At 72.2% G+C, this 17,969-nt stretch carries 17 protein-coding genes and 3 pseudogenes; 10 read left to right on the top strand and 10 right to left on the bottom strand.

Translation table 11 applies throughout. From position 1 onward, the window contains the following. Positions 1-180: 180 nt before the first annotated feature. Entirely contained in the window at positions 181-576 is a 396-nt protein-coding gene (locus EDD90_RS04410; protein ID WP_185148924.1) for a luciferase family protein, read from the top strand. A gap of 21 nt (positions 577-597) precedes the next feature. On the opposite strand, the gene EDD90_RS04405 is transcribed toward EDD90_RS04410, so the two are convergent. After that, positions 598-1,377, bottom strand: a complete 780-nt coding sequence (locus EDD90_RS04405; protein WP_123971836.1) for a DeoR/GlpR family DNA-binding transcription regulator — start codon at positions 1,375-1,377, stop codon at positions 598-600. A gap of 124 nt (positions 1,378-1,501) precedes the next feature. Here EDD90_RS04405 and EDD90_RS04400 point away from each other — a divergent pair, with 124 nt between their 5' ends. Both EDD90_RS04400 and EDD90_RS04395 read left to right on the top strand, forming a co-directional pair. Beyond that, positions 1,502-2,395 carry an SIS domain-containing protein gene (locus tag EDD90_RS04400; protein ID WP_123971835.1) on the top strand — a complete coding sequence of 298 codons (894 nt, stop codon included), beginning with the start codon at positions 1,502-1,504 and terminating at the stop codon, positions 2,393-2,395. 2 nt (positions 2,396-2,397) lie between these two features. Continuing rightward, positions 2,398-3,264, top strand: a complete 867-nt coding sequence (locus EDD90_RS04395; RefSeq protein ID WP_123971834.1) for a class II fructose-bisphosphate aldolase — start codon at positions 2,398-2,400, stop codon at positions 3,262-3,264. A 31-nt stretch (positions 3,265-3,295) separates the two neighbouring features. Here the strand turns inward: EDD90_RS04395 and EDD90_RS04390 are convergent, their stop codons facing one another. Continuing rightward, a complete protein-coding gene (locus EDD90_RS04390; RefSeq protein ID WP_123971833.1) occupies positions 3,296-4,426 on the bottom strand; it encodes a methyltransferase in 1,131 nt (376 codons plus the stop codon). A gap of 67 nt (positions 4,427-4,493) precedes the next feature. Between EDD90_RS04390 and EDD90_RS04385 the strand changes: the two genes are divergently transcribed. Together EDD90_RS04385 and EDD90_RS04380 are read left to right on the top strand one after the other, a co-directional pair. Beyond that, the gene (locus tag EDD90_RS04385) at positions 4,494-5,171 is read left to right on the top strand and encodes an alpha-ketoglutarate-dependent dioxygenase AlkB (protein ID WP_123971832.1); all 678 of its coding nucleotides are present in this window, start codon (positions 4,494-4,496) and stop codon (positions 5,169-5,171) included. A 76-nt stretch (positions 5,172-5,247) separates the two neighbouring features. Further along, the gene (locus EDD90_RS04380; RefSeq protein ID WP_123971831.1) at positions 5,248-6,486 is read left to right on the top strand and encodes an ROK family protein; all 1,239 of its coding nucleotides are present in this window, start codon (positions 5,248-5,250) and stop codon (positions 6,484-6,486) included. Positions 6,487-6,582: 96 nt separating this feature from the next. On the opposite strand, the pseudogene EDD90_RS04375 reads toward EDD90_RS04380, so the two are convergent. Beyond that, positions 6,583-6,993: pseudogene (locus EDD90_RS04375) on the bottom strand (LysR substrate-binding domain-containing protein); the annotation flags it as partial. Between the two features lie 2 nt (positions 6,994-6,995). On the opposite strand from EDD90_RS04375, the pseudogene EDD90_RS04370 reads away from it, so the two are divergent. Continuing rightward, positions 6,996-7,891: pseudogene (locus tag EDD90_RS04370) on the top strand (ketol-acid reductoisomerase); the annotation flags it as partial. 12 nt (positions 7,892-7,903) lie between these two features. Here the strand turns inward: EDD90_RS04370 and EDD90_RS04365 are convergent. From EDD90_RS04365 to EDD90_RS04355, 3 genes are read right to left on the bottom strand one after another with little or no spacing between them, the layout of a single operon-like run. Beyond that, positions 7,904-8,812 carry a phosphotriesterase gene (locus EDD90_RS04365; protein WP_123971830.1) on the bottom strand — a complete coding sequence of 303 codons (909 nt, stop codon included), beginning with the start codon at positions 8,810-8,812 and terminating at the stop codon, positions 7,904-7,906. Beyond that, the gene (locus tag EDD90_RS04360; RefSeq protein WP_123971829.1) at positions 8,809-9,393 is read right to left on the bottom strand and encodes a DUF4865 family protein; all 585 of its coding nucleotides are present in this window, start codon (positions 9,391-9,393) and stop codon (positions 8,809-8,811) included. The genes EDD90_RS04365 and EDD90_RS04360 overlap by 4 nt, the downstream gene beginning before the upstream one ends. 6 nt (positions 9,394-9,399) lie before the next feature. Next, complete coding sequence (locus EDD90_RS04355; protein ID WP_123971828.1) at positions 9,400-9,969, bottom strand: TetR/AcrR family transcriptional regulator; 570 nt, start codon at positions 9,967-9,969, stop codon at positions 9,400-9,402. Positions 9,970-10,136: 167 nt separating this feature from the next. Here EDD90_RS04355 and EDD90_RS04350 point away from each other — a divergent pair, with 167 nt between their 5' ends. The 3 genes from EDD90_RS04350 to EDD90_RS04340 are packed head-to-tail and all read left to right on the top strand — an operon-like array spanning position 10,137 to position 13,731. Then, positions 10,137-10,427 (top strand): SHOCT domain-containing protein, encoded by a 291-nt coding sequence (locus EDD90_RS04350; RefSeq protein WP_123971827.1) that lies wholly within the window; start codon positions 10,137-10,139, stop codon positions 10,425-10,427. Further along, on the top strand, positions 10,424-11,173 hold the full coding sequence (locus EDD90_RS04345; RefSeq protein ID WP_123971826.1) for an ABC transporter ATP-binding protein: 750 nt from the start codon (positions 10,424-10,426) through the stop codon (positions 11,171-11,173). Before EDD90_RS04350 ends, EDD90_RS04345 begins: the two co-directional genes overlap by 4 nt. Then, a complete protein-coding gene (locus EDD90_RS04340; RefSeq protein ID WP_123971825.1) occupies positions 11,170-13,731 on the top strand; it encodes an FtsX-like permease family protein in 2,562 nt (853 codons plus the stop codon). The genes EDD90_RS04345 and EDD90_RS04340 overlap by 4 nt, the downstream gene beginning before the upstream one ends. 276 nt (positions 13,732-14,007) lie before the next feature. Here EDD90_RS04340 and EDD90_RS04335 read toward each other — a convergent pair. Then, a pseudogene (locus EDD90_RS04335) lies at positions 14,008-14,414 on the bottom strand (ATP-binding protein); the annotation flags it as partial. 183 nt (positions 14,415-14,597) lie between these two features. Next, positions 14,598-14,921 carry a hypothetical protein gene (locus tag EDD90_RS04330; RefSeq protein WP_123971824.1) on the bottom strand — a complete coding sequence of 108 codons (324 nt, stop codon included), beginning with the start codon at positions 14,919-14,921 and terminating at the stop codon, positions 14,598-14,600. 369 nt (positions 14,922-15,290) lie between these two features. Here EDD90_RS04330 and EDD90_RS04325 point away from each other — a divergent pair, with 369 nt between their 5' ends. Beyond that, the gene (locus EDD90_RS04325; protein WP_123971823.1) at positions 15,291-16,415 is read left to right on the top strand and encodes a PLP-dependent cysteine synthase family protein; all 1,125 of its coding nucleotides are present in this window, start codon (positions 15,291-15,293) and stop codon (positions 16,413-16,415) included. 4 nt (positions 16,416-16,419) lie between these two features. Here the strand turns inward: EDD90_RS04325 and EDD90_RS04320 are convergent, their stop codons facing one another. Together EDD90_RS04320 and EDD90_RS04315 are read right to left on the bottom strand one after the other, a co-directional pair. Further along, positions 16,420-16,890: an SRPBCC family protein gene (locus EDD90_RS04320; RefSeq protein ID WP_123971822.1), complete on the bottom strand. Its 471-nt coding sequence runs from the start codon at positions 16,888-16,890 to the stop codon at positions 16,420-16,422. A 79-nt stretch (positions 16,891-16,969) separates the two neighbouring features. Continuing rightward, on the bottom strand, positions 16,970-17,785 hold the full coding sequence (locus tag EDD90_RS04315; RefSeq protein ID WP_123971821.1) for a DeoR/GlpR family DNA-binding transcription regulator: 816 nt from the start codon (positions 17,783-17,785) through the stop codon (positions 16,970-16,972). Positions 17,786-17,969 lie beyond the last annotated feature (184 nt).

Genomic DNA, 17,969 nt, shown 5'->3' with positions numbered 1-17,969 from the left:
GGTGACATCGGCCACGGCTGTCCCGGACGCCCGAGTGGTACCTTCCGTCCCCCGAACCGCTGAAGTCCTGCGGATATTCACTCGCCCCCTGAGTCTGTGTTCGGACAGAGTCCGGCAACAGCTCGGTTAATAACTGCTCGCTAGTTGGTTACCGGAGAGTGAGCGGGTCATGATGGCTCCATGACGTTGGCCTTGCGCGCACTGGCGCAACTGGCGACCTGGCCCGACCTGACCCCGGCCGTACCGAGCTGCGGCCTGGGGCAGGCGGTGAGTTCGGCGCAGGGCGAGATCGCGCACTTCCACTCGGAGCGCGATGTGGACCTGCGTCTCACCGACCGCGCCATCCGGCATTTCGCCAAGGACCTCAGGGGCACCGGAGCGATCCGGATCGTCCCGGGCTCGCAGTGGGTGACGATACGACTCGACGCCGCGAGCGACGTCGACCTGCTGCTGACCCTGGTGAGCGTCGCCCTCCAGGCCCAGCAGAGCTGGCCCGACCCGGCCGACCGGCCCGTGTTCGGCTGCAACGACCAGCGGGGCGCGGGGTTCGTCAGCGCGGACACCAGCGGGTACTGACAACAGGGGGCCGCGGCCGGGTCACACGGTCATGACCCGGATCCCCGCCTCCTCGAACCGCCGTACCGTCTCCGGCGCCGCCGCCGTGTCCGTCACCAGCGTGTCCACCAGCTCCGCCGCGCAGATCCGGGCGAACGCCCGCCCGCCCAGCTTGCTGGAGTCCGCGGCGACGACCACCCGGGCCGCGCGCTCGCACAGCAGCCGGTTGATCGCGGCCTCCGCCTCGTCGTGAGCCGCCGCCCCATGGGCGACGTCGAAGGCGACCACCCCGAGCACCGCCACGTCGAGGGTGATCTGTCCCAGCACCCCGTCGGCGAGCGGTCCGATCAGCTCGTACGACTGCGGGCGCGCCACCCCGCCCGTCACCACGATCTTGAACTGGGGCCGTACCGCGAGCTCGTTGGCGATGTTGAGGGCGTTCGTCACGACCGTCAGCGCCGGCGTGCCGGTGGCGAGGTCGCCCCGCACGGCGAGAGCGCGGGCCACCTCCGTCGTGGTCGTACCGCCCGTCAGTCCCACCGCCTCGCCCGGTGCGACCAGTTCCGCGACCGCCTTGGCGATCCGCTGCTTCTCGGAGGCCCGCCGGGCCGTCTTGTAGCGCAACGGCAGCTCGTACGACACTCCGTGCACCACCGCCCCGCCGCGGGTGCGCACCAGCATCTGCTGCTCGGCGAGCTGGTCGAGGTCCCGGCGGATCGTCGCCGCCGACACCGCCAGCTCGGCCGCCGCCTCCTCGACATCGAGGCGGCCGCGCTCGACGAGCAGCTCGAGCAGCGCCTTCCAGCGGGCGTCGCGCGACATCCGCCGCCTCCGTTCTTCGATCTTCCGGTGACCCTAGCGCACTCGGCTTTCAGCGGAATGCTTGATTGTGATTGAAACTCGGCTCTATCTTGCAATAACAATCACTGGGAGGGGAGGTGGTGGTATGTCACACATCACTCAGGAGCTGAACAGCCAGCCCGACTGCTGGATACGCGCCGCCCAGGAAGCCCACCGGCACACAGAGGCGTTGCCGCTGCCGGGCGAGCGGGTCGCGATCGTCGGATGCGGCACCTCGTACTTCATGGCCCAGGCGGCGGCCGTACTGCGCGAGGGCGCGGGGCACGGCGAGACGGACGCCTTCGCCGCCTCGGAGTTCCCGCGCACCCGGTCGTACGACCGGGTGCTCGCCCTCACCCGGTCCGGCACCACCACCGAAGTAATCGACCTGCTGGGGCAGTTGAAGGGAAATGTGCGCACGGCGGCGATCACCGCCGACCCCGGCACCCCCGTCATGCGGGCCGCCGACGACCTCGTCGTCCTGGACTTCGCGGACGAACGCTCCGTCGTGCAGACCCGGTTCGCGACCACCGCGCTCACCCTCCTCCGCGCCCACCTCGGCCTGCACACCGACGCCGTGGTCGCCGACGCCCGCACCGCGCTGTCGACCCCCCTGCCCCAAGGGCTCGTCGAGTGCACGCAGTTCACCTTCCTCGGGCGCGGCTGGACCGTCGGACTCGCCGCCGAGGCGGCTCTGAAGATGCGCGAGGCCTCGCTGTCCTGGACCGAGGCCTACCCGGCGATGGAGTACCGGCACGGCCCGATCAGCATCACCACCCGCTCCACCGCGACCTGGATGTTCGGCCCGGCCCCCGCCGGACTCGCCGAACAGGTGAGCGCCACCGGGGGGCTGTGGGTCGAAGGGATCCTGGACCCGCTCGCTGAACTCGTCCGCGCCCAGCGCCTCGCGGTCGCCGTCGCCGCCGCCCGGGACCTCGATCCCGACCAGCCGCGTCATCTCACCCGCTCGGTGATCCTCGTCCCGTCCGGCCAGGAGTGACCGTGCCCCTCGCAGCCACCGGCGAACTGCTGATCCGGGCCGCCGAAGCCCGCTCCGCCGTCGCCGCGTTCAACATCATCACCCTGGAACACGTGGAGGCCGTCGTCACCGGCGCCGAGGCGGCCGGGGCGCCCGTGGTGCTCCAGGTCAGCGAGAACGCCGTCAAGTTCCGCTACGGACGGCTCCTCCCGCTGGCCCGCGCCGCCACCGCCGCCGCTGAACGGGCCGGTGTCCCCGTCGCGTTGCACCTCGACCACGTCCAGAGCGACGACCTGCTCCGCCAGGCGCCCGGCGCCGGCTTCGGCTCCGTGATGTACGACGCGTCCCGGCTGCCGTACGCGGAGAACCTCGCCGCGACCGCGGCCGCCGTGGACTGGGCACACACCCAAGGCCTGTGGATCGAGGCCGAGTTGGGGCAGGTCGCCGGCAAGGACGGCCGTCCGCCGCTGGACGCGCACGCACCCGGCGCCCGTACCGACCCCGACGAGGCACGGGCCTTCGTCGCCGGCACCGGAGTCGACGCGCTCGCCGTGGCGATCGGCAGCGCGCACGCCATGACCACCCGCACCGCGGCCCTCGACCACGACCTGCTCCGGCGACTGTCGACCGCCGTACCCGTACCGCTCGTCCTGCACGGCTCCTCAGGAGTCCCGGACGACGGCCTGGTCGCGGCGGTCGCCGGAGGGATCGCCAAGGTCAACGTCGGTACGGCGCTCAACATGGCGATGACCCGTTCGATCCGTCGTTTCCTCGCGGACCACCCCGAAGCCGTGGACTCCCGCAAGTGCCTCAGCGTCGGCAGGGAGGCGATGGCCCGGGAGGTGACGCGGATCATCACCGTACTCACCCGCGGGACTCCCCCCGACTGACCCGCGGACTGCCTCCGACTGACCGGCGGGACTACCCCCGCTTGACCGCCTTCAGCACCACGAACTTCGGGTCACTGGCGACCAGCCGGCTGTTGCCGAACAGCCGGCGCAGCGTCACGTGATAGCCCAGGTGCCGGTTGCCGACCACCCACAGTTCGCCGCCCGGCCGCAGCGCCCGCTTCGCCCCGGCGAACATCCGCCACGCCGTCGCGTCGGTGGTCGCCTGGTGGGAGTGGAACGGCGGGTTGTTCAGCACCACGTCCACGCTCCCGTCCGCGACCCCGGCCAGCCCGTCCCCGACCCGGAACTCGGCATGCCCAGGCACCCCGTTGGCCTTGTAGGTGGCCTCCGCCGAGGCCACCGCCTGGAACGACTCGTCGACGAACAGCACCTCGGCCGTCGGATCCGCCAGCGCCACCGCCGTACCGACCACCCCGTTGCCGCACCCCAAATCCACGATCCGCCGCCTGCCCTCGGGCAGATGCGCCAGGAAGAACCGCGTACCGATGTCAAGCCGGTCGGCGCAGAAGACCCCCGCGTGGTTGACGACCGTACGCCCGGAGACCGCGCCGATACCGTCCGGGAGCGCGTAGCTGTACGGCCATGGGTTCGGCGGCCGCTCCAGCTCCGGGTCCGGCGTGCAGTGGATCAGCCGCGCCTTCTGCTCGGCCAGCGAGGTCCGGGTCGGCCCGAGGATCCGCTCGAACAGCTGGAGCGTCGAGGTGTGGATCTCCTTCACCATGCCGGTGCCGATCACGACCGTGCCGGCATGTACGGCGGGAGCCAGCCGCAGCAACTGGTCCTCAAGGAGCGCCAGGCTCTTCGGCACCCGCACCAGCAGCACGTCCACCCGCTCCGGCGGCGGATCCTGGGTGGTGAGCAGCTGTACCGCACCCGGCTCGACACCCGCGCGCGCCAGATTCGCCCGGGTAGCCTCCTGGCTCAGATACGAGTCGGTGATCTGTGCCGGCCGGTGCTCCGCCAACGCCGTGACCAGCGCGCCCCAGCGGTCGCCCAGCACCACGACCGTGCCGGACAGCCCGATCCGCTCCCGGTCGAGATACCGCAGCAGGTACGCGTCGGAGGCGTCCCAGGCACGCAGCCGGTCGCGCGGATCCTCCGGGAAGCGGGACAGTTCGAACTCGCCCCACGCAGTCGTCATACGGTCGCTCATCGTGCGTCCAGGCTAGCCGAACCCCAGCTCAGACCCGGTCGGGCAGGATGGGGGCATGGAGGATGAGCTGTTCCCGAGGGCGTGCGCCCGCATCGCGCCGGGCGCCGTGCACGTCCCCGGCTGGCTGGACGCGGAGCAGCAGCGCGCGCTGCTGACCGCCTGCCGCGACTGGGCCCGGCCCCCGGCCGGCCTGCGTACGGTCCGCACACCGGGAGGCGGCACCATGACCGCCCGCCAGGTCTGCCTGGGCTGGCACTGGTACCCGTACGCCTACGCCCGCACGGTCACCGACGGCGACGGCAGCCCCGTGAAGCCGTTCCCGGCCTGGCTGGACGAACTGGGCCGCCGCGCGGTGACCGAGGCGCTGGGCCCGGAGGCGGTCGGCGGATTGTCGTACGACATCGCACTGATCAACTTCTACGACGCCGACGCCCGGATGGGCATGCACCGGGACGCCGACGAGAAGTCGGACGCGCCGGTGGTGTCACTGAGTCTGGGGGACACGTGTGTGTTCCGTTTCGGGAACACGGAGAGCAGGACCAAGCCCTACAGGGACGTGGAGCTGCGCTCGGGAGACCTGTTCGTGTTCGGGGGAGAGTCCCGGCTCGCGTATCACGGGGTGCCGAAGGTGTACCCGGGCACGGGACCGGCGGAGCTGGGCCTGACGGGCCGCTTGAACGTCACGCTGAGAGTGAGCGGCTTTGAAGGAGCCGTGCTCGGAGCGCCCCGTTAGGGGCGCGGGGAACCGCGCGACCGGCCACGACGCACCCGCACCGTTCAAGACCACGGATCATGGCAGACTCCCTCTCATGAGCGGCAAGGCGCACCCCCGGCCGGCGGGGGAAGGGACCACCTCGAAACCCCGGTTGGACAGAGGACGCGGCGCACTCGGCCCCGCACTGGAACTCGTGCACACCGGCCGGGCCCCCACCCGCGCGGTCCTCACCGCGGAACTCGGCGTCACCCGGGCCACCGCCGGCGCCGTCGCCGCCGAACTGGAGGCGCTCGGCCTGATCAGGGTCGACGCGCACCCGGGCGCCGCGGCCGGGTCGCAAGGCCGCCCCTCGCACCGCCTCGAGGTCGCCGAGAACGGCCCGGTCGTGCTCGCCGCACAGGTCCACGCGGACGGTTTCCGCGCGGCGCTGGTCGGCCTGGGCGGCCGTATCGTCGCGACGGCGCCCGGCTGCGAGACGGTCGACGCCGATCCGGCGAAGGTGCTGGGCTCGGTGGTGGAGGCCGGCGCCGACCTGCTGCAGACCACCGGCCGCCGCTGCGTCGGCGCCGGTCTCGCCGTGCCGTCCGCCGTCGCCGAACCGGAGGGCCTCGCCCTCAACCCCCTGCACCTGGCCTGGCCGGTGGGCGCGCCGGTGCGCCGCATCTTCGCGGAGTGTGTGCGCGCGGCCGGGATCACCGGTCCTGCGTTCGCGGGCAACGACGTGAACCTGGCCGCGCTCGCCGAGCACCGGCACGGCGCGGGCCGGGGCGCCCGGGACCTGCTGTGCGTGGCCACCGGGCACCGGGGCGTCGGCGGTGCGCTGGTCCTCGACGGCCGCCTGCACACGGGGAGTTCGGGCCTGGCCCTGGAGGTCGGCCACCTCACGGTCAACCCCGAGGGCCGCCCCTGCCACTGCGGCAGCCGGGGCTGTCTGGACGTCGAGGCGGATCCGCTGGCGCTGCTCATCGAGGCGGGCCGTGCGCCCGGCCCCGAGGTGTCGCTGCTCCGACAGGCCGAGGACCTGGTCCGCGACCACTACGGCGACCCGACCGTCCGCAGGGCCACCGAGGCCCTCATCGACCGGCTCGGCCTGGGCCTGGCCGGACTGGTCAACATCCTCAACCCCGACCGGATCATCCTCGGCGGCCTGCACCGCACCCTCCTGGACGCCGACCCGGAGCGGCTGCGCGCGGTCGTCGCCGACCGCAGCCTGTGGGGGCAGAGCGGCGGCGTACCGATCCTGCCGTGCACGCTCAGCCACAACAGCCTGGTGGGGGCGGCCGAGTTGGCCTGGCAGCCGGTCCTGGACGACCCGCTGGGGGCGCTGCAGTAGGCCAACGGCCCACCTCCACAGGCCATCTCGCCCGCCTCCGTAGGCCAATGGCCCACCGCCCACAGGCCAACGACCCACCACCCGCGGGCCAACGGTCTACCACCGTGCCGTCAGGCTCCACAGCGCCGCCACCAACGGCCGCCGCAGGTCGGCGCGGCGGATGCACAGACCGATGGGGAACGGCTCCGGCGCCGGGTCGGCCGGGAGCGCCGCGATCCGCTCCTGCACCGCGCTGTGCTCCAGCACGATCCGGGGCACCATCCCCGTGCCACAGCCCAGCGTGACCAGGGCCAACAGCGCTTCGTGGCCGTCCGGTTCACAGGCGAGGTCCGGGACCGTGCCCCGGGTGCGGAACCAGCGGTCGGCCGCCTCGCGCACCAGGCCCTGCTGCGGGAGCACGAACGGGCCGTCCAGCCCGGGGTCCGGGCGGTCGCGCGCGGTGACCAGGACCAGGTCGGTGACCGCCACCGTCCGGCCGACCAGCGGTTCCGGCAGCCGTGCCGGGATGCAGTTTCGCCGTGCACGCCGACCCGGACGGCCGGGCCACCGACCTCGCCCCGGCTGGTCGGTCGCGCTCGGGGCGCCGTACACCTTCCGCACCACGCTGGAGAGCGAGTACCGCTCCGACATCGTCGGCGAGCGCGCCATCCTGCTCGGCGCCGTGCACGACATCGTCGAGAGCCTGTACAGCCACTACCGGCTGGCCGGTGACGACGCGGTGACGGCGTACGAGCAGTCCTGCGAGAACGTGACCGGGCCGATCGCCCGGACGATCTCGCGGGCGGGGCTCCGGGCCGTCCGGGAGGACCTCGACACGACCGCACGCGAGGTCTTCGACCGGGCGCACACGGCGACCTACGGGCCTGCCCGCGAGATCGTCGCCGAGATCTACGACGAGGTCGCCGACGGCTCCGGACTGCGCAGCGTGATCCTCGCCGAACGGCGGCTCGGAAAGCGGGAGATGAGCCGGATCGGCGGTTCGCCGATGTGGGCGGCGGGGAAGCGGGTCCGCGCCCGGCGGGCCGAACGGGAGCTGCCCGTCGATCCGTTCGCCGCCGGCGTGTTCGTGGCCACGATGACGGCGCAGGTCGACGAGTTCGCCGAGCGCGGCCACTCGTGGTCCGAGATCGTCAACGAGTCCGTCATCGAGGCGGTCGACTCGCTGCTGCCGTACATGCACGCCCGCGATGTCGCCCACATGGTCGACGACTGCTCCCGCACGGCCCGCCTCGGCACCCGCCGCTGGGGCCCGCGCTTCCCGGCCGCCTATGAGCAGATCGCCTTCCCCGTCTCCGAACTCCCCGCTGACAGCGCGCTGCTGACCGCCTTCGACACCCACCCGGCCCACGAGGCCCTGGCCGCAGCCGCGAAGCTCCGCCCGTCGGTCGACATCTTTGTGGCCTGACGCCTCCGGCGACTAGCGCCACTCGACGGCGAACGCCCGGGCCGGGTTGTGGATCAGGATGCGCTCGACGTGCTCGGCACCCAGCTCCGCCACCAGCCGCGGGCGCACCCGCCGCAGCAGGTACGGCATCCCGGGCCCGCCGTCCACCGACCGTGCCCCGGCCACCACGGTGTCCCCGCCGAGCAGCAGCCGGTCCCCGAACCCGGCCTCGGCCAGGGCGCGTACGGCCTCTGGCATCCGCCAGTCGGTGGCGTGGTTGGCGCGCGACGGCCCGTCGAAGGCCAGCCAGCAGCCGGAGGCGGCGGCCTCACGGTGGACGGCCGGGTCGGGGGAGCGGTTGAGGTGGCCGAGGACCACCCGGTCACCGGGGACTCCCAACTCTCCGCACAGCAGGTCGAGTACGTCCAGTGCGCCGGTGCCCAGCTCCAGGTGGACGGCGATCGGCGCACCGGTGGCCCGGTGCGCCTCGGCCGCCGCGGTCATCGTCCAGCGGGCATGTGCGTCGAGGCCGTGGAAGCCCCCTGCCACCTTGATCAGACCGGCGCGTACCCCCGAGGTGCCGATGCCCCGGGTCAGCTCGTCGACGAGGACCTCGGCGAGTCTCCCGCGCAGCCCGTCGAGCAACTCCGGGGCGTAGTGTGCGGCTTGGTGCAGTCCGGTCGCGCAGACCAGGTGTACCCCGGTGGCCCGGGAGAGCAGCGGCAGGTCGGCGGCCCGCCGGCCCATCCCGTACGGCGTCCACTGCACGACGGCAGTCCCACCCGCCGCCCGGAACGCCGCCGACTCCGCCCGTGCGGCGGCCGCGTCGTTCAGCTCCCGGCCCGGGAGCTGTGGGCTGCGGAGGAAGAGGTGGTCGTGCGCGTCGCACACACCCAGGTCCTCGGGCCGGACATCACCGAGGACCGTACGGACACTGCTCACCACTGCTGCCCGCGCGGCAGCCGGTCCCGGCCGGGCGCCGACATGTGCAGCACCTGGAACACGTCCCCCTCGGCCTTCGGTGTGTCATGCGTCCAGAGGGAGAAGCGGACCAGTTCCCAGCGGCCGGTGTCCACGGCGGCCGCCGCCAGCACGGCACCGTCCTCGTCCGCGATCCGCCGTGTCTCCAGCACCGCGCCTGCCATCAGCTCGCAGAGCTCGATCCCCTCGGCCAGCGGCTCGCGCCGCCGCACCGCGAAGGCCGCGGGAGCGCCGGCTGCGGCGCCCTCCTCGTACGCCAGCCCCGACCACTGCCGTACCGAAGGCCGCCCGAAGTCGTTCACGAGTCCCTGGAAGGCGCTTCCCCAGAGGAAGCGGTTCATGCCCTCCACGGTGTTCCAGAGGTAGAACGGGGCGTACTGGTTGACGGGCGAGCCGTGCACACCGCGCTCGCGCAGCAGAAATGTCTTGAAGCCGAGGCCGTCCCAGTCGTCGAGCAGATGCCCGACGCGGGCCACCCGGTCACGGATGATGCCGGTGTCGTAGTCGGCGGGGAGCGTCAATTCGTACTGCAGGGCGTGCATGTCGCGTCAACTCCTCAGCAGGGACAGCAGTCCGCGCACGCCGGTGTCGAAGGCGGCCGGTGAGCCGGAGGCGCGGGCGAGGACGTAGCCGCCCTGGACGGTCGCGAGGACGGTCGCGGCGATCTCCTCGCCGTCCACCTGGGTCCCGAACTGCCCCTGTTCCTTGCCCTCTTTGACGATCCCGGCGATCAGCTCCCGGATCTGGTCCAGCGTCTCGTCGACCGGCGCCCGCAGTTCGTCGCTCGCGACGATGTCCGGGTCCATGGTCAGCCGGCCGATCGGACAGCCGCGCAGCACATCGCGCTCGCGCCGCAGATACGCCTCGATCCGCTCGTAGGGCGTGCCGGGCACGGTGAGTACTTCCTCGGCGGTGGCCAGCAGTTCCTCGGCGGTCCGGCGGATCGCGGCCAGCGCGAGGTCCTGCTTGCCCTTGAAGTGGTGGTACATGCTGCCCTGGCCGGCGCCGGAACGCTCCAGGATCGCCTTCGGGCTCGTACCGACGTAACCGCGCTCCCACAGCAGCTCACGCGTGGACTCGATCAACCGCTCCGACGTGCTCATGCAACCACTGTACATACTAGTAGTTACAGAACGCCAGTGCTTCGGGGAGCAGTGCGCCCACCGTCGCGTACTCCCCGGGAGGTACGGCCACTGCCGCCGGCCGCACGACGACCCGGACCCCTTCCCGCGGCCAGGCTCGGAGGTATCGCACAGAACCTTTCCGATGGAGGAGTCGAACCGAGATGCAGACCCTGGCGAACTGGGACGGCGGGCCCGGCCCGTGGATCCTGTTCCTCCCGCTGATCTGGGCGGCCGTGGTGGTCGGCGCCGTCACCTTTCTGCGGCGCACAGTCCGGCGCGGGCGCGGCGGCACCTGGCGCCCGATGGACGCCGGACGCCCGGCCGGCGACTCGCCGCTCGCGGTCCTCGGCCGCCGTTTCGCCTCCGGCGAGATCGACGAGGACGAGTACTGGCGGCGGCTGTCCGTCCTGGAGGAGCAGTTCGGCCGCATCGGCAAGGGCGGTGCGGCATGACCACGACGACAGCGGTACGGGCCGCGGCCCGGGTCGTGGGGGCCGTGAAGGTGTACGGGGGCGGCGACACCGCCGTACACGCCCTGGACGGCGTGGACGTGGCGTTCCCGGAAGGACGCTTCACCGCGATCATGGGCCCGTCGGGCTCCGGCAAGTCCACCCTGATGCACTGTGCGGCCGGCCTCGACACCCTCACCTCCGGCGCCGCCTACGTCGGTGACACCGAGCTGGGTTCGCTCGACGACCGGCGGCTGACGCTGCTGCGCCGGGACCGGATCGGCTTTGTCTTCCAGGCGTTCAACCTGGTGCCGACGCTGACCGTCGCGGAGAACATCACCCTGCCGCTCGACCTGGCGGGCGGGCGCGGCGACCCGGAGTGGATCGACGCGCTCGTCGACGTCGTCGGGCTGCGCGACCGGCTGCGCCACCGCCCCTGCGAACTCTCCGGCGGCCAGCAGCAACGCGTCGCCGTGGCACGGGCGTTCGCGGGCCGCCCGGAGGTCGTCTTCGCCGACGAGCCCACCGGCAACCTCGACTCCCGCTCCGGCGCCGAGGTCCTCGGCCTGCTCGGCGACGCCGTACGGCGGACGGGCCGCACGGTCGTCATGGTCACCCACGACCCGGTGGCCGCCGCCCACGCCGACGAGGTGGTCTTCCTCGCCGACGGGCGCTTGGTCGACCGGATGCAGTCCCCGACGGCCGACACGGTCCTGGACCGGATGAAGGCCTTCGAGGTGCGGTCATGAACGCCTCCGTACGGCTGAGTCTGTCCTCCCTGCGCGCCCACCGGCGCCGGTTCGCCGGCACCTTCGTCGCCGTCTTCCTCGGGGTCGCCTTCCTGGCCGGCACCCTGGTCATGGGCGACACGCTCAGGGCCAGCTTCGACTCCATGTTCGGCGAGGCCACCAGCGGCACGGACGCCGTGGTGCGCGGCGCCGACGCCATCACCACTCCCGGTGAGGCGCAGGGGATACGACAGCCGGTCCCCACCTCGTTGGTGAACGCCATCGAGCGGGTGCCCGGTGTCGCGGCCGCCGCCCCGAACATCCAGGGCGCGGGTCAGCTGGTCGGCGCCGACGGCGAGCCCATCGGCGGACAGGGACCGCCCACCCTGGCCGGCAACTGGATCACCGACCCGAAGCTCAACTCCTACCGACTCGCCGAGGGCCGCGCCCCCGCCAGGTCCGGGGAGGTCGTGGTCAACCGGGGTGCCGCGAAGAAGGGCGGACTGAAGATCGGCGACACCACCGTCCTGCGCACCCCCGACCCGGTCAAGGTGACCATCGTCGGCCTCGCGACCTTCGGCGGCGAGGACGGCATGGCCCAGGTGACCTTCACCGGCATGACCCGTGCCGACGCCGAGAAGTACCTCACCGCGAAGCCCGGCGAAGCGGCGGGCATCCTGGTGCGAGCCGGTCCCGGCGTCGGCCAGCAGGAACTGGTCCACCGGCTGACTCCCGTGCTCCCCAAGGGAGTCGAGGCCATCACCGGTCAGGAGTCGGCGCAGGAGAACACCGACATGATCTCCAGCCAGTTCCTGACCGTCTTCACGACCTTCCTGCTGGTCTTCTCGGGCGTCGCCATGCTGGTCGCGACCTTCTCCATCCACAACACCTTCGCGATCGTCGTCGCCCAACGCACCCGTGAGAACGCCCTGTTGCGGGCTCTCGGCGCCTCCCGTCGCCAGGTGAGCGCGTCCGCCCTGGCAGAGGCGAGCGTCGTGGCGGTCGCCGCGTCCGCCGCCGGACTCGCGGGCGGGATCGGGATCGCGGCCGGGCTGCAGGCGCTCTTCCCGGCGATCGGATTCCCTTTCCCTGACGGCGACTTGGTGATCAAGACGCTCTCGATGGCCCTCCCGCTCGTGGTCGGTGTCGTCGTCTGTCTGGGCTCTGCCCTGCTGCCCGCCGTACGCGCCGGACGCACCGCTCCGCTGGCCGCCCTGCGTGAGACGGCAGTCGACGCCTCCGGCGCCTCGCGCGGTCGCGCCGTCATCGGGGCGGGCCTCGGCGCCCTGGCCGTCGCCCTCGCACTCACCGGCGTCCTGGTCTCACCATCCGTCTGGCCGGCGGGCCTCGGCGCCCTGCTGGCCCTGGTCTCCTTCGTGATCCTGGGACCGGTCGCCGCCACCACGGCAGTACGACTCCTCGGCGGCCCCCTGGACCGGCTGCGCGGAGTGAGCGGCGCCCTCGCCCGGCGCAACGCGCTGCGCAGCCCCAGGCGGACCGCCGCCACCGCGAGCGCGCTGATGATCGGTGTCGCCGTCGTCTCGCTGTTCACCGTGTTCGGCGCTTCCCTGAAGGCCACCATGGACCAGACTGTCTCCCGGTCCTTCGCCGGTGACCTCGCCGTCAGCAACCCGTCCTTCGGCGCGGGCGGCAGCGGACTCAGCCCCCGGCTGGCCCCGGCGATCCAGCGACTGCCGGAGGTGGACACCGCCGTCGGACTCGGCCGCGGGGTCGCCGAAGTCGACGGCAGGGGACGGGCGCTGACCGTCACCGACCCGGCAGCCCTCGCCCGCACCTTCGACCTCGGCACCGTCCAGGGCTCACTGGCCCGGCTCGGCACCGACGGCATCGCCATCACCCGGACGGAGGCCGACCGGCTGCACCTGCACACCGGCGACACCGCCCGACTCGCCTTCACCGACGGCAAGAAGGAGGACTTCACCGTCCGCGCGGTCTACGGCAGGTCCGAACTTGCCGGCGACTACGTCATCACCCGCGCCGCCTGGGCCCCGCACCGCATCCAGGACTCCGACACCCTGGTGGCGGTCACCCTCAAGTCCGGGGTGAGCGCGGACGCGGGCCGGGCGGCGGTGACGAAGGTGGCCGCGGAGTACGGCAACCCGCAGGTCCAGACCCGCGACGACTACGCCCGGTCCTCGGCCGGCGGCATCGACATGATGCTCACCCTCGTCTACGCGCTGCTCGCCCTCGCCGTGCTCATCGCCCTGCTCGGCATCGCCAACACGCTGACCCTGGCCCTGCACGAACGCACCCGGGAACTGGGCCTGTTGCGTGCCGTCGGCCAGACCCGCGCCCAACTGCGGGCCATGGTCCGCTGGGAGTCGGTCCTGGTCGCCGCCTTCGGCACGACCGGCGGCCTCGGCCTCGGCGCCTTCCTCGGCTGGGTGCTGGTGAAGGCCTCCGACGGCGCGAGCGACACCGCGTTCGCCTTCGCCGTCCCACCGGCCCGACTCGCGGTCGTGGCTCTGGTCGGGCTGGCGGCCGGCGCCCTGGCGGGCCTGCGTCCGGCCCGGCGGGCGGCACGCCTCGACGTGCTGCGGGCGATAGCCATGGAGTAGCGCCGGGGGAGAGGACTCACCGCCCGCTCAACTGGCGACAGCCGAGCGGGCGGGAGCGTGTGCGGCGGCCGGGGCCCCCGCCGTCACGTGCGCGGCGACGGGGGCGCCGACGGTCGCATGGGCGGTGGCGGGAACCCCGGCCCCCGCGTGTGCGGGAGCCGGCGCAGCCGCGGCCACGGCCGTGTGTACGGGAGGGGAGGCGGTCACGGGTTCCGCCCCGACGATCCGGCGGGGTGCCGGTTCGGCCGTACGGCGCGCCGGGCGGGCCGCCTTCGGCGCGGCAGCCTTCGCCGGCAGGGTGAACCACACGACCTTGCCGTCGTCGTGCGGCCGTACCCCCAGCTCTCGCTGACCGCGGCCACCATCGCCAGGCCGCGCCCGCAGGTGGCCATCGGTGCGACGTCCGTGCCGTCCTCCACCACCGGGAGGCGCGGATCGTGGTCGCGCACCGACACCGTGAGCCGGTCGAGCTGGAGCTCGATCTCCACGGTGCAGTTCTTGTCGGGCTGGGCGTGCCGGTGGACGTTGGTCAGCAACTCCGTGACACCGAGCGCGGCCCGGTCGATGAGCGGGTCCAGACGCCAGTAGCGCAACTGCGCAGATACGATTCTGCGGACCTGGCCGATCCGCGAGGGCAAAGCTTGGAGCTCCACCGAGCAGTGTCTGCTTGGGTGTTCGATCACGACTGCGACTCCCCGACGTGAGGTCCGGAAGAACACGAAGAACGAATCCAGCAGGGTGCCGCCGTCCATGGGGCCGCCTGCTGTCGTGGCCGGCGGGCTGGTTCGCAGCGTTGTCGCCGGTAAACCCAGAGTGACGTGAGACAAGCGTGACCCAGTGCGTACGGTCCCGCAACTCGCCGTGATTCAGCGGTCACGCCCTGCGGCTCGCCGTACCGCCTCGATGAAGCGGCTCGCCGCGGGCGGCCCGGGCTCGCCCGGCGCCGGGTCGTGGTCACCGAGGGTGAGTGAGTAGCGCTGGCCGTTGAGGTCGGCCAGGGCCCGGTCCTCCGACGCGAACCACGGCCTGGAGGCCCGTACCGCCTGCACGGGCGCACTGTCGATCTCGCTGCCGTAGCTCGTCAGCAGTTGCAGCCTGCCGTCGCTTATCCGGACCTGCCCGGCCCGGGTGAGGGAACGCAGGCGCTTGTCGATCCGCACGCCCATGGCCGTGAATTCCGGCTCCGCCATCCTGCCCCGCCCCTTTTCGAGTACCTAGGTCGCCGGTCCGGGTGCTTGTGGCTCCGGCCCGCGCGCTCCGGCTCGTGTCGTGATCCAGTGTGCGCCCCCGTTCGGGACATCCGTCCCGTCCGGGGGCAGTCTGCCCGCCCTCGGCGAGGAGCACCAGTACACGCGGGCCGGTGGGCAGGGGGCGCTCGGAGCACTCGCGAGAATGCGCCCCCGAAGGGTTCGCGCCAGTGGTTCCTCGTGTTCCCCAGGGCTGCCTTTGAGGCGCCCAAAGATGCGTTTATGCAGGTGAGAAGCGTGTGGAAGGTGTTTATGATCGATGCGACGGCCGCGTTCCCGACGCCGTCGGCGTGCAGCGTTAGGAGTCCCGCCGTGAGCACCACCCCGCAGATCCGCACCGGCGCCACCCTGGACGTCGACCGCAGCGACACGCCGTACCGCGACTGGCTCAAAGAGGCCGTCCGCAAGGTCCAGGCCGACGCGAACCGCTCGGCGGACACCCATCTGCTGCGCTTCCCGCTGCCCGAGGCCTGGGGCATCGACCTCTACCTCAAGGACGAGTCGACCCATCCCACAGGCAGCCTCAAGCACCGGCTCGCCCGCTCGCTCTTCCTCTACGGCCTGTGCAACGGCTGGATCCGGCCGGGCCGCCCCGTGATCGAGGCGTCCAGCGGCTCGACGGCCGTCTCCGAGGCGTACTTCGCCAAACTGATCGGTGTGCCCTTCATCGCCGTGATGCCGCGCACGACCAGCGCCGAGAAGTGCCGGCTCATCGAATTCCACGGCGGGCAGTGCCACTTCGTGGACGACTCCCGGAAAATGTACGAGGAGTCCGCGCGCCTCGCGGTGGAGACCGGCGGCCACTACATGGACCAGTTCACCTACGCCGAACGGGCCACGGACTGGCGGGGCAACAACAACATCGCCGAATCCATCTTCCGCCAGCTGCAGTTGGAGCGGTTCCCGGAACCGGCGTGGATCGTCGCCACGGCGGGAACCGGTGGCACCTCGGCGACCCTCGCGCGGTACGTCCACTACACCCAGCGCGACACGCGGATCTGTGTCGCCGACCCGGAGAACTCCTGCTTCTTCGAGGGCTGGACCACCGGTGATCCCGACGTCACATGCGACTGCGGGTCCCGCATCGAGGGCATCGGGCGGCCGCGGATGGAACCGAGCTTCGTGCCGGGGGCGGTCGACCGGATGATGAAGGTGCCGGATGCGGCGAGCGTGGCGGCGGTCCGGGCGCTGGAGCGGGCGATCGGACGGAAGGCCGGGGGGTCCACCGGGACGGGGTTGTGGAGTGCGCTGAAGATCGTCTCGGAAATGGTCGCCGCCGGGCGCACGGGGAGCGTGGTGACACTGCTGTGCGATCCCGGGGACCGGTATCTGGACAAGTACTACTCGGATTCATGGCTGGAAGAGCAGGGGCTGGACATCGCGCCGTACGCGGCGGCGATCGACTCGCTGCTGGAGACGGGTGTCTGGCCCGGCTGAGCCGCTACCGCGAAAGACGCCGGTCCAGTTCGGTGACCGCGCCCCGGAAGGCCCGGCCAAGCCCCGCGCGTGCCACCCTGACCGCGAGACGGAACGGTGCCGTGCCGTCCACCGCGAAGGTCCACTGCACGCGTGTACCGCTGCCGGACGGCACGAGCCGCCACTCCTCGGCGATGGCGTGCGCGCCCGGAGCGTTGGTCAGGTCGACCCGGTAGGCGTACACCTCGGCCTCCTTGGCCGCGATGATCGTCTCGCGGAAACGCCCGCCGCCCTTGAGCCGGATGGCGCGCCCGGCGCCGTCGTCGACGGACTCGGCGTGCGTCACCGCGGCGAACCACTCCGCCCAGCCGGGCACGTCGTCGTTGAGCGCGTGGAAGACCCGCTCGGGTGGCGCGGACATCTCCTGCGCGAAGACCAGACGGACGGGCGCGGTCTCGACGAAGTCGAGTCCCACAGGGCGCAGTCGGCGTGTCATGGACGAGAACCCCCTTGGCCGAGAAGGCGGTTGATCGGCCTCGCCACGATAGCTGACGGTCCGTCAGCTGTCTGTACCCTCAGTCGGTCTCGCCCGCCACCACCAGGCGGCGCAGGTGCTCGGAGATCTCCGCGCGGGCGTCGCCGGGCAGTCCGGCGTCGGTGACCAGCGTGTCGACCTGCTCCAGCTCGGCGAACGAACTCAGGCCCACGGTGCCCCACTTGGTGTGGTCGGCGACCACCACGACCCGCCGGGCCGAGTGCACCAGACGGCGGTTGGTCTCCGCCTCCGCGAGGTTCGGAGTGGAGAGGCCGGCCTCGACCGATATGCCGTGCACGCCGAGGAAGAGCAGATCGAAGTGGAGGGCCGCGATCGCCTGGTCGGCCACCGGGCCCACCAGGGAGTCCGACGGCGTGCGCACCCCGCCGGTCAGGACCACCGTCGCCGCGCCCTGGCGCTGCCCGGAGACGCGCTGTGCCGCGTGGAAGACGTCCGCGACCCGCACCGAGTTCGTCACCACGGTCAGGTCGGGGACCTCCAGGAGCTGATGGGCCAGCGCATAGGTCGTCGTACCGCCGGACAGGGCGATCGCCGTACCCGGCACGACCAGCTCGGCGGCGGCCCTGGCGATGTCCTCCTTGGCGGTCAGCTCCAGCCCCGACTTGGCCTCGAACCCCGGCTCGTGGGTGCTCGCCTCGACCACCGGCACCGCGCCGCCGTGCACCTTCTCCAGCACGCCCTGCCGGGCCAGCGCGTCCAGGTCCCGGCGCACTGTCATGTCCGACACGCCGAGCTTGCGGGTCAGCTCGTTGACCCGTACGCCGCCCCGGCGCCGGACCTCGTCCAGGATCAGGGCGCGGCGCTGCTCCGCGAGGAGGTTCTGGTTCTCGCTCACGTACGCTCCGGTCCTCTCGACTCAAGCCGTCCGACACGCCCTGCATACCGGCTCCGACCAGGACATTCCATCCGGCCCCGGTGCGCGGGCGCCCCATCCTTTCACGGGACCACGCCGGTTGCGCTACTCCCTGTGTCGGTGCGCACATGTCATTCGGTCACCACGTGTCGCACCAGGGGTCACA

This window comes from Streptomyces sp. Ag109_O5-1, from assembly GCF_003814875.1.
GTDB classification, from domain to species: Bacteria; Actinomycetota; Actinomycetes; order Streptomycetales; family Streptomycetaceae; genus Streptomyces; species Streptomyces sasae.
This window is presented reverse-complemented; position numbering and strand designations above follow the sequence as displayed.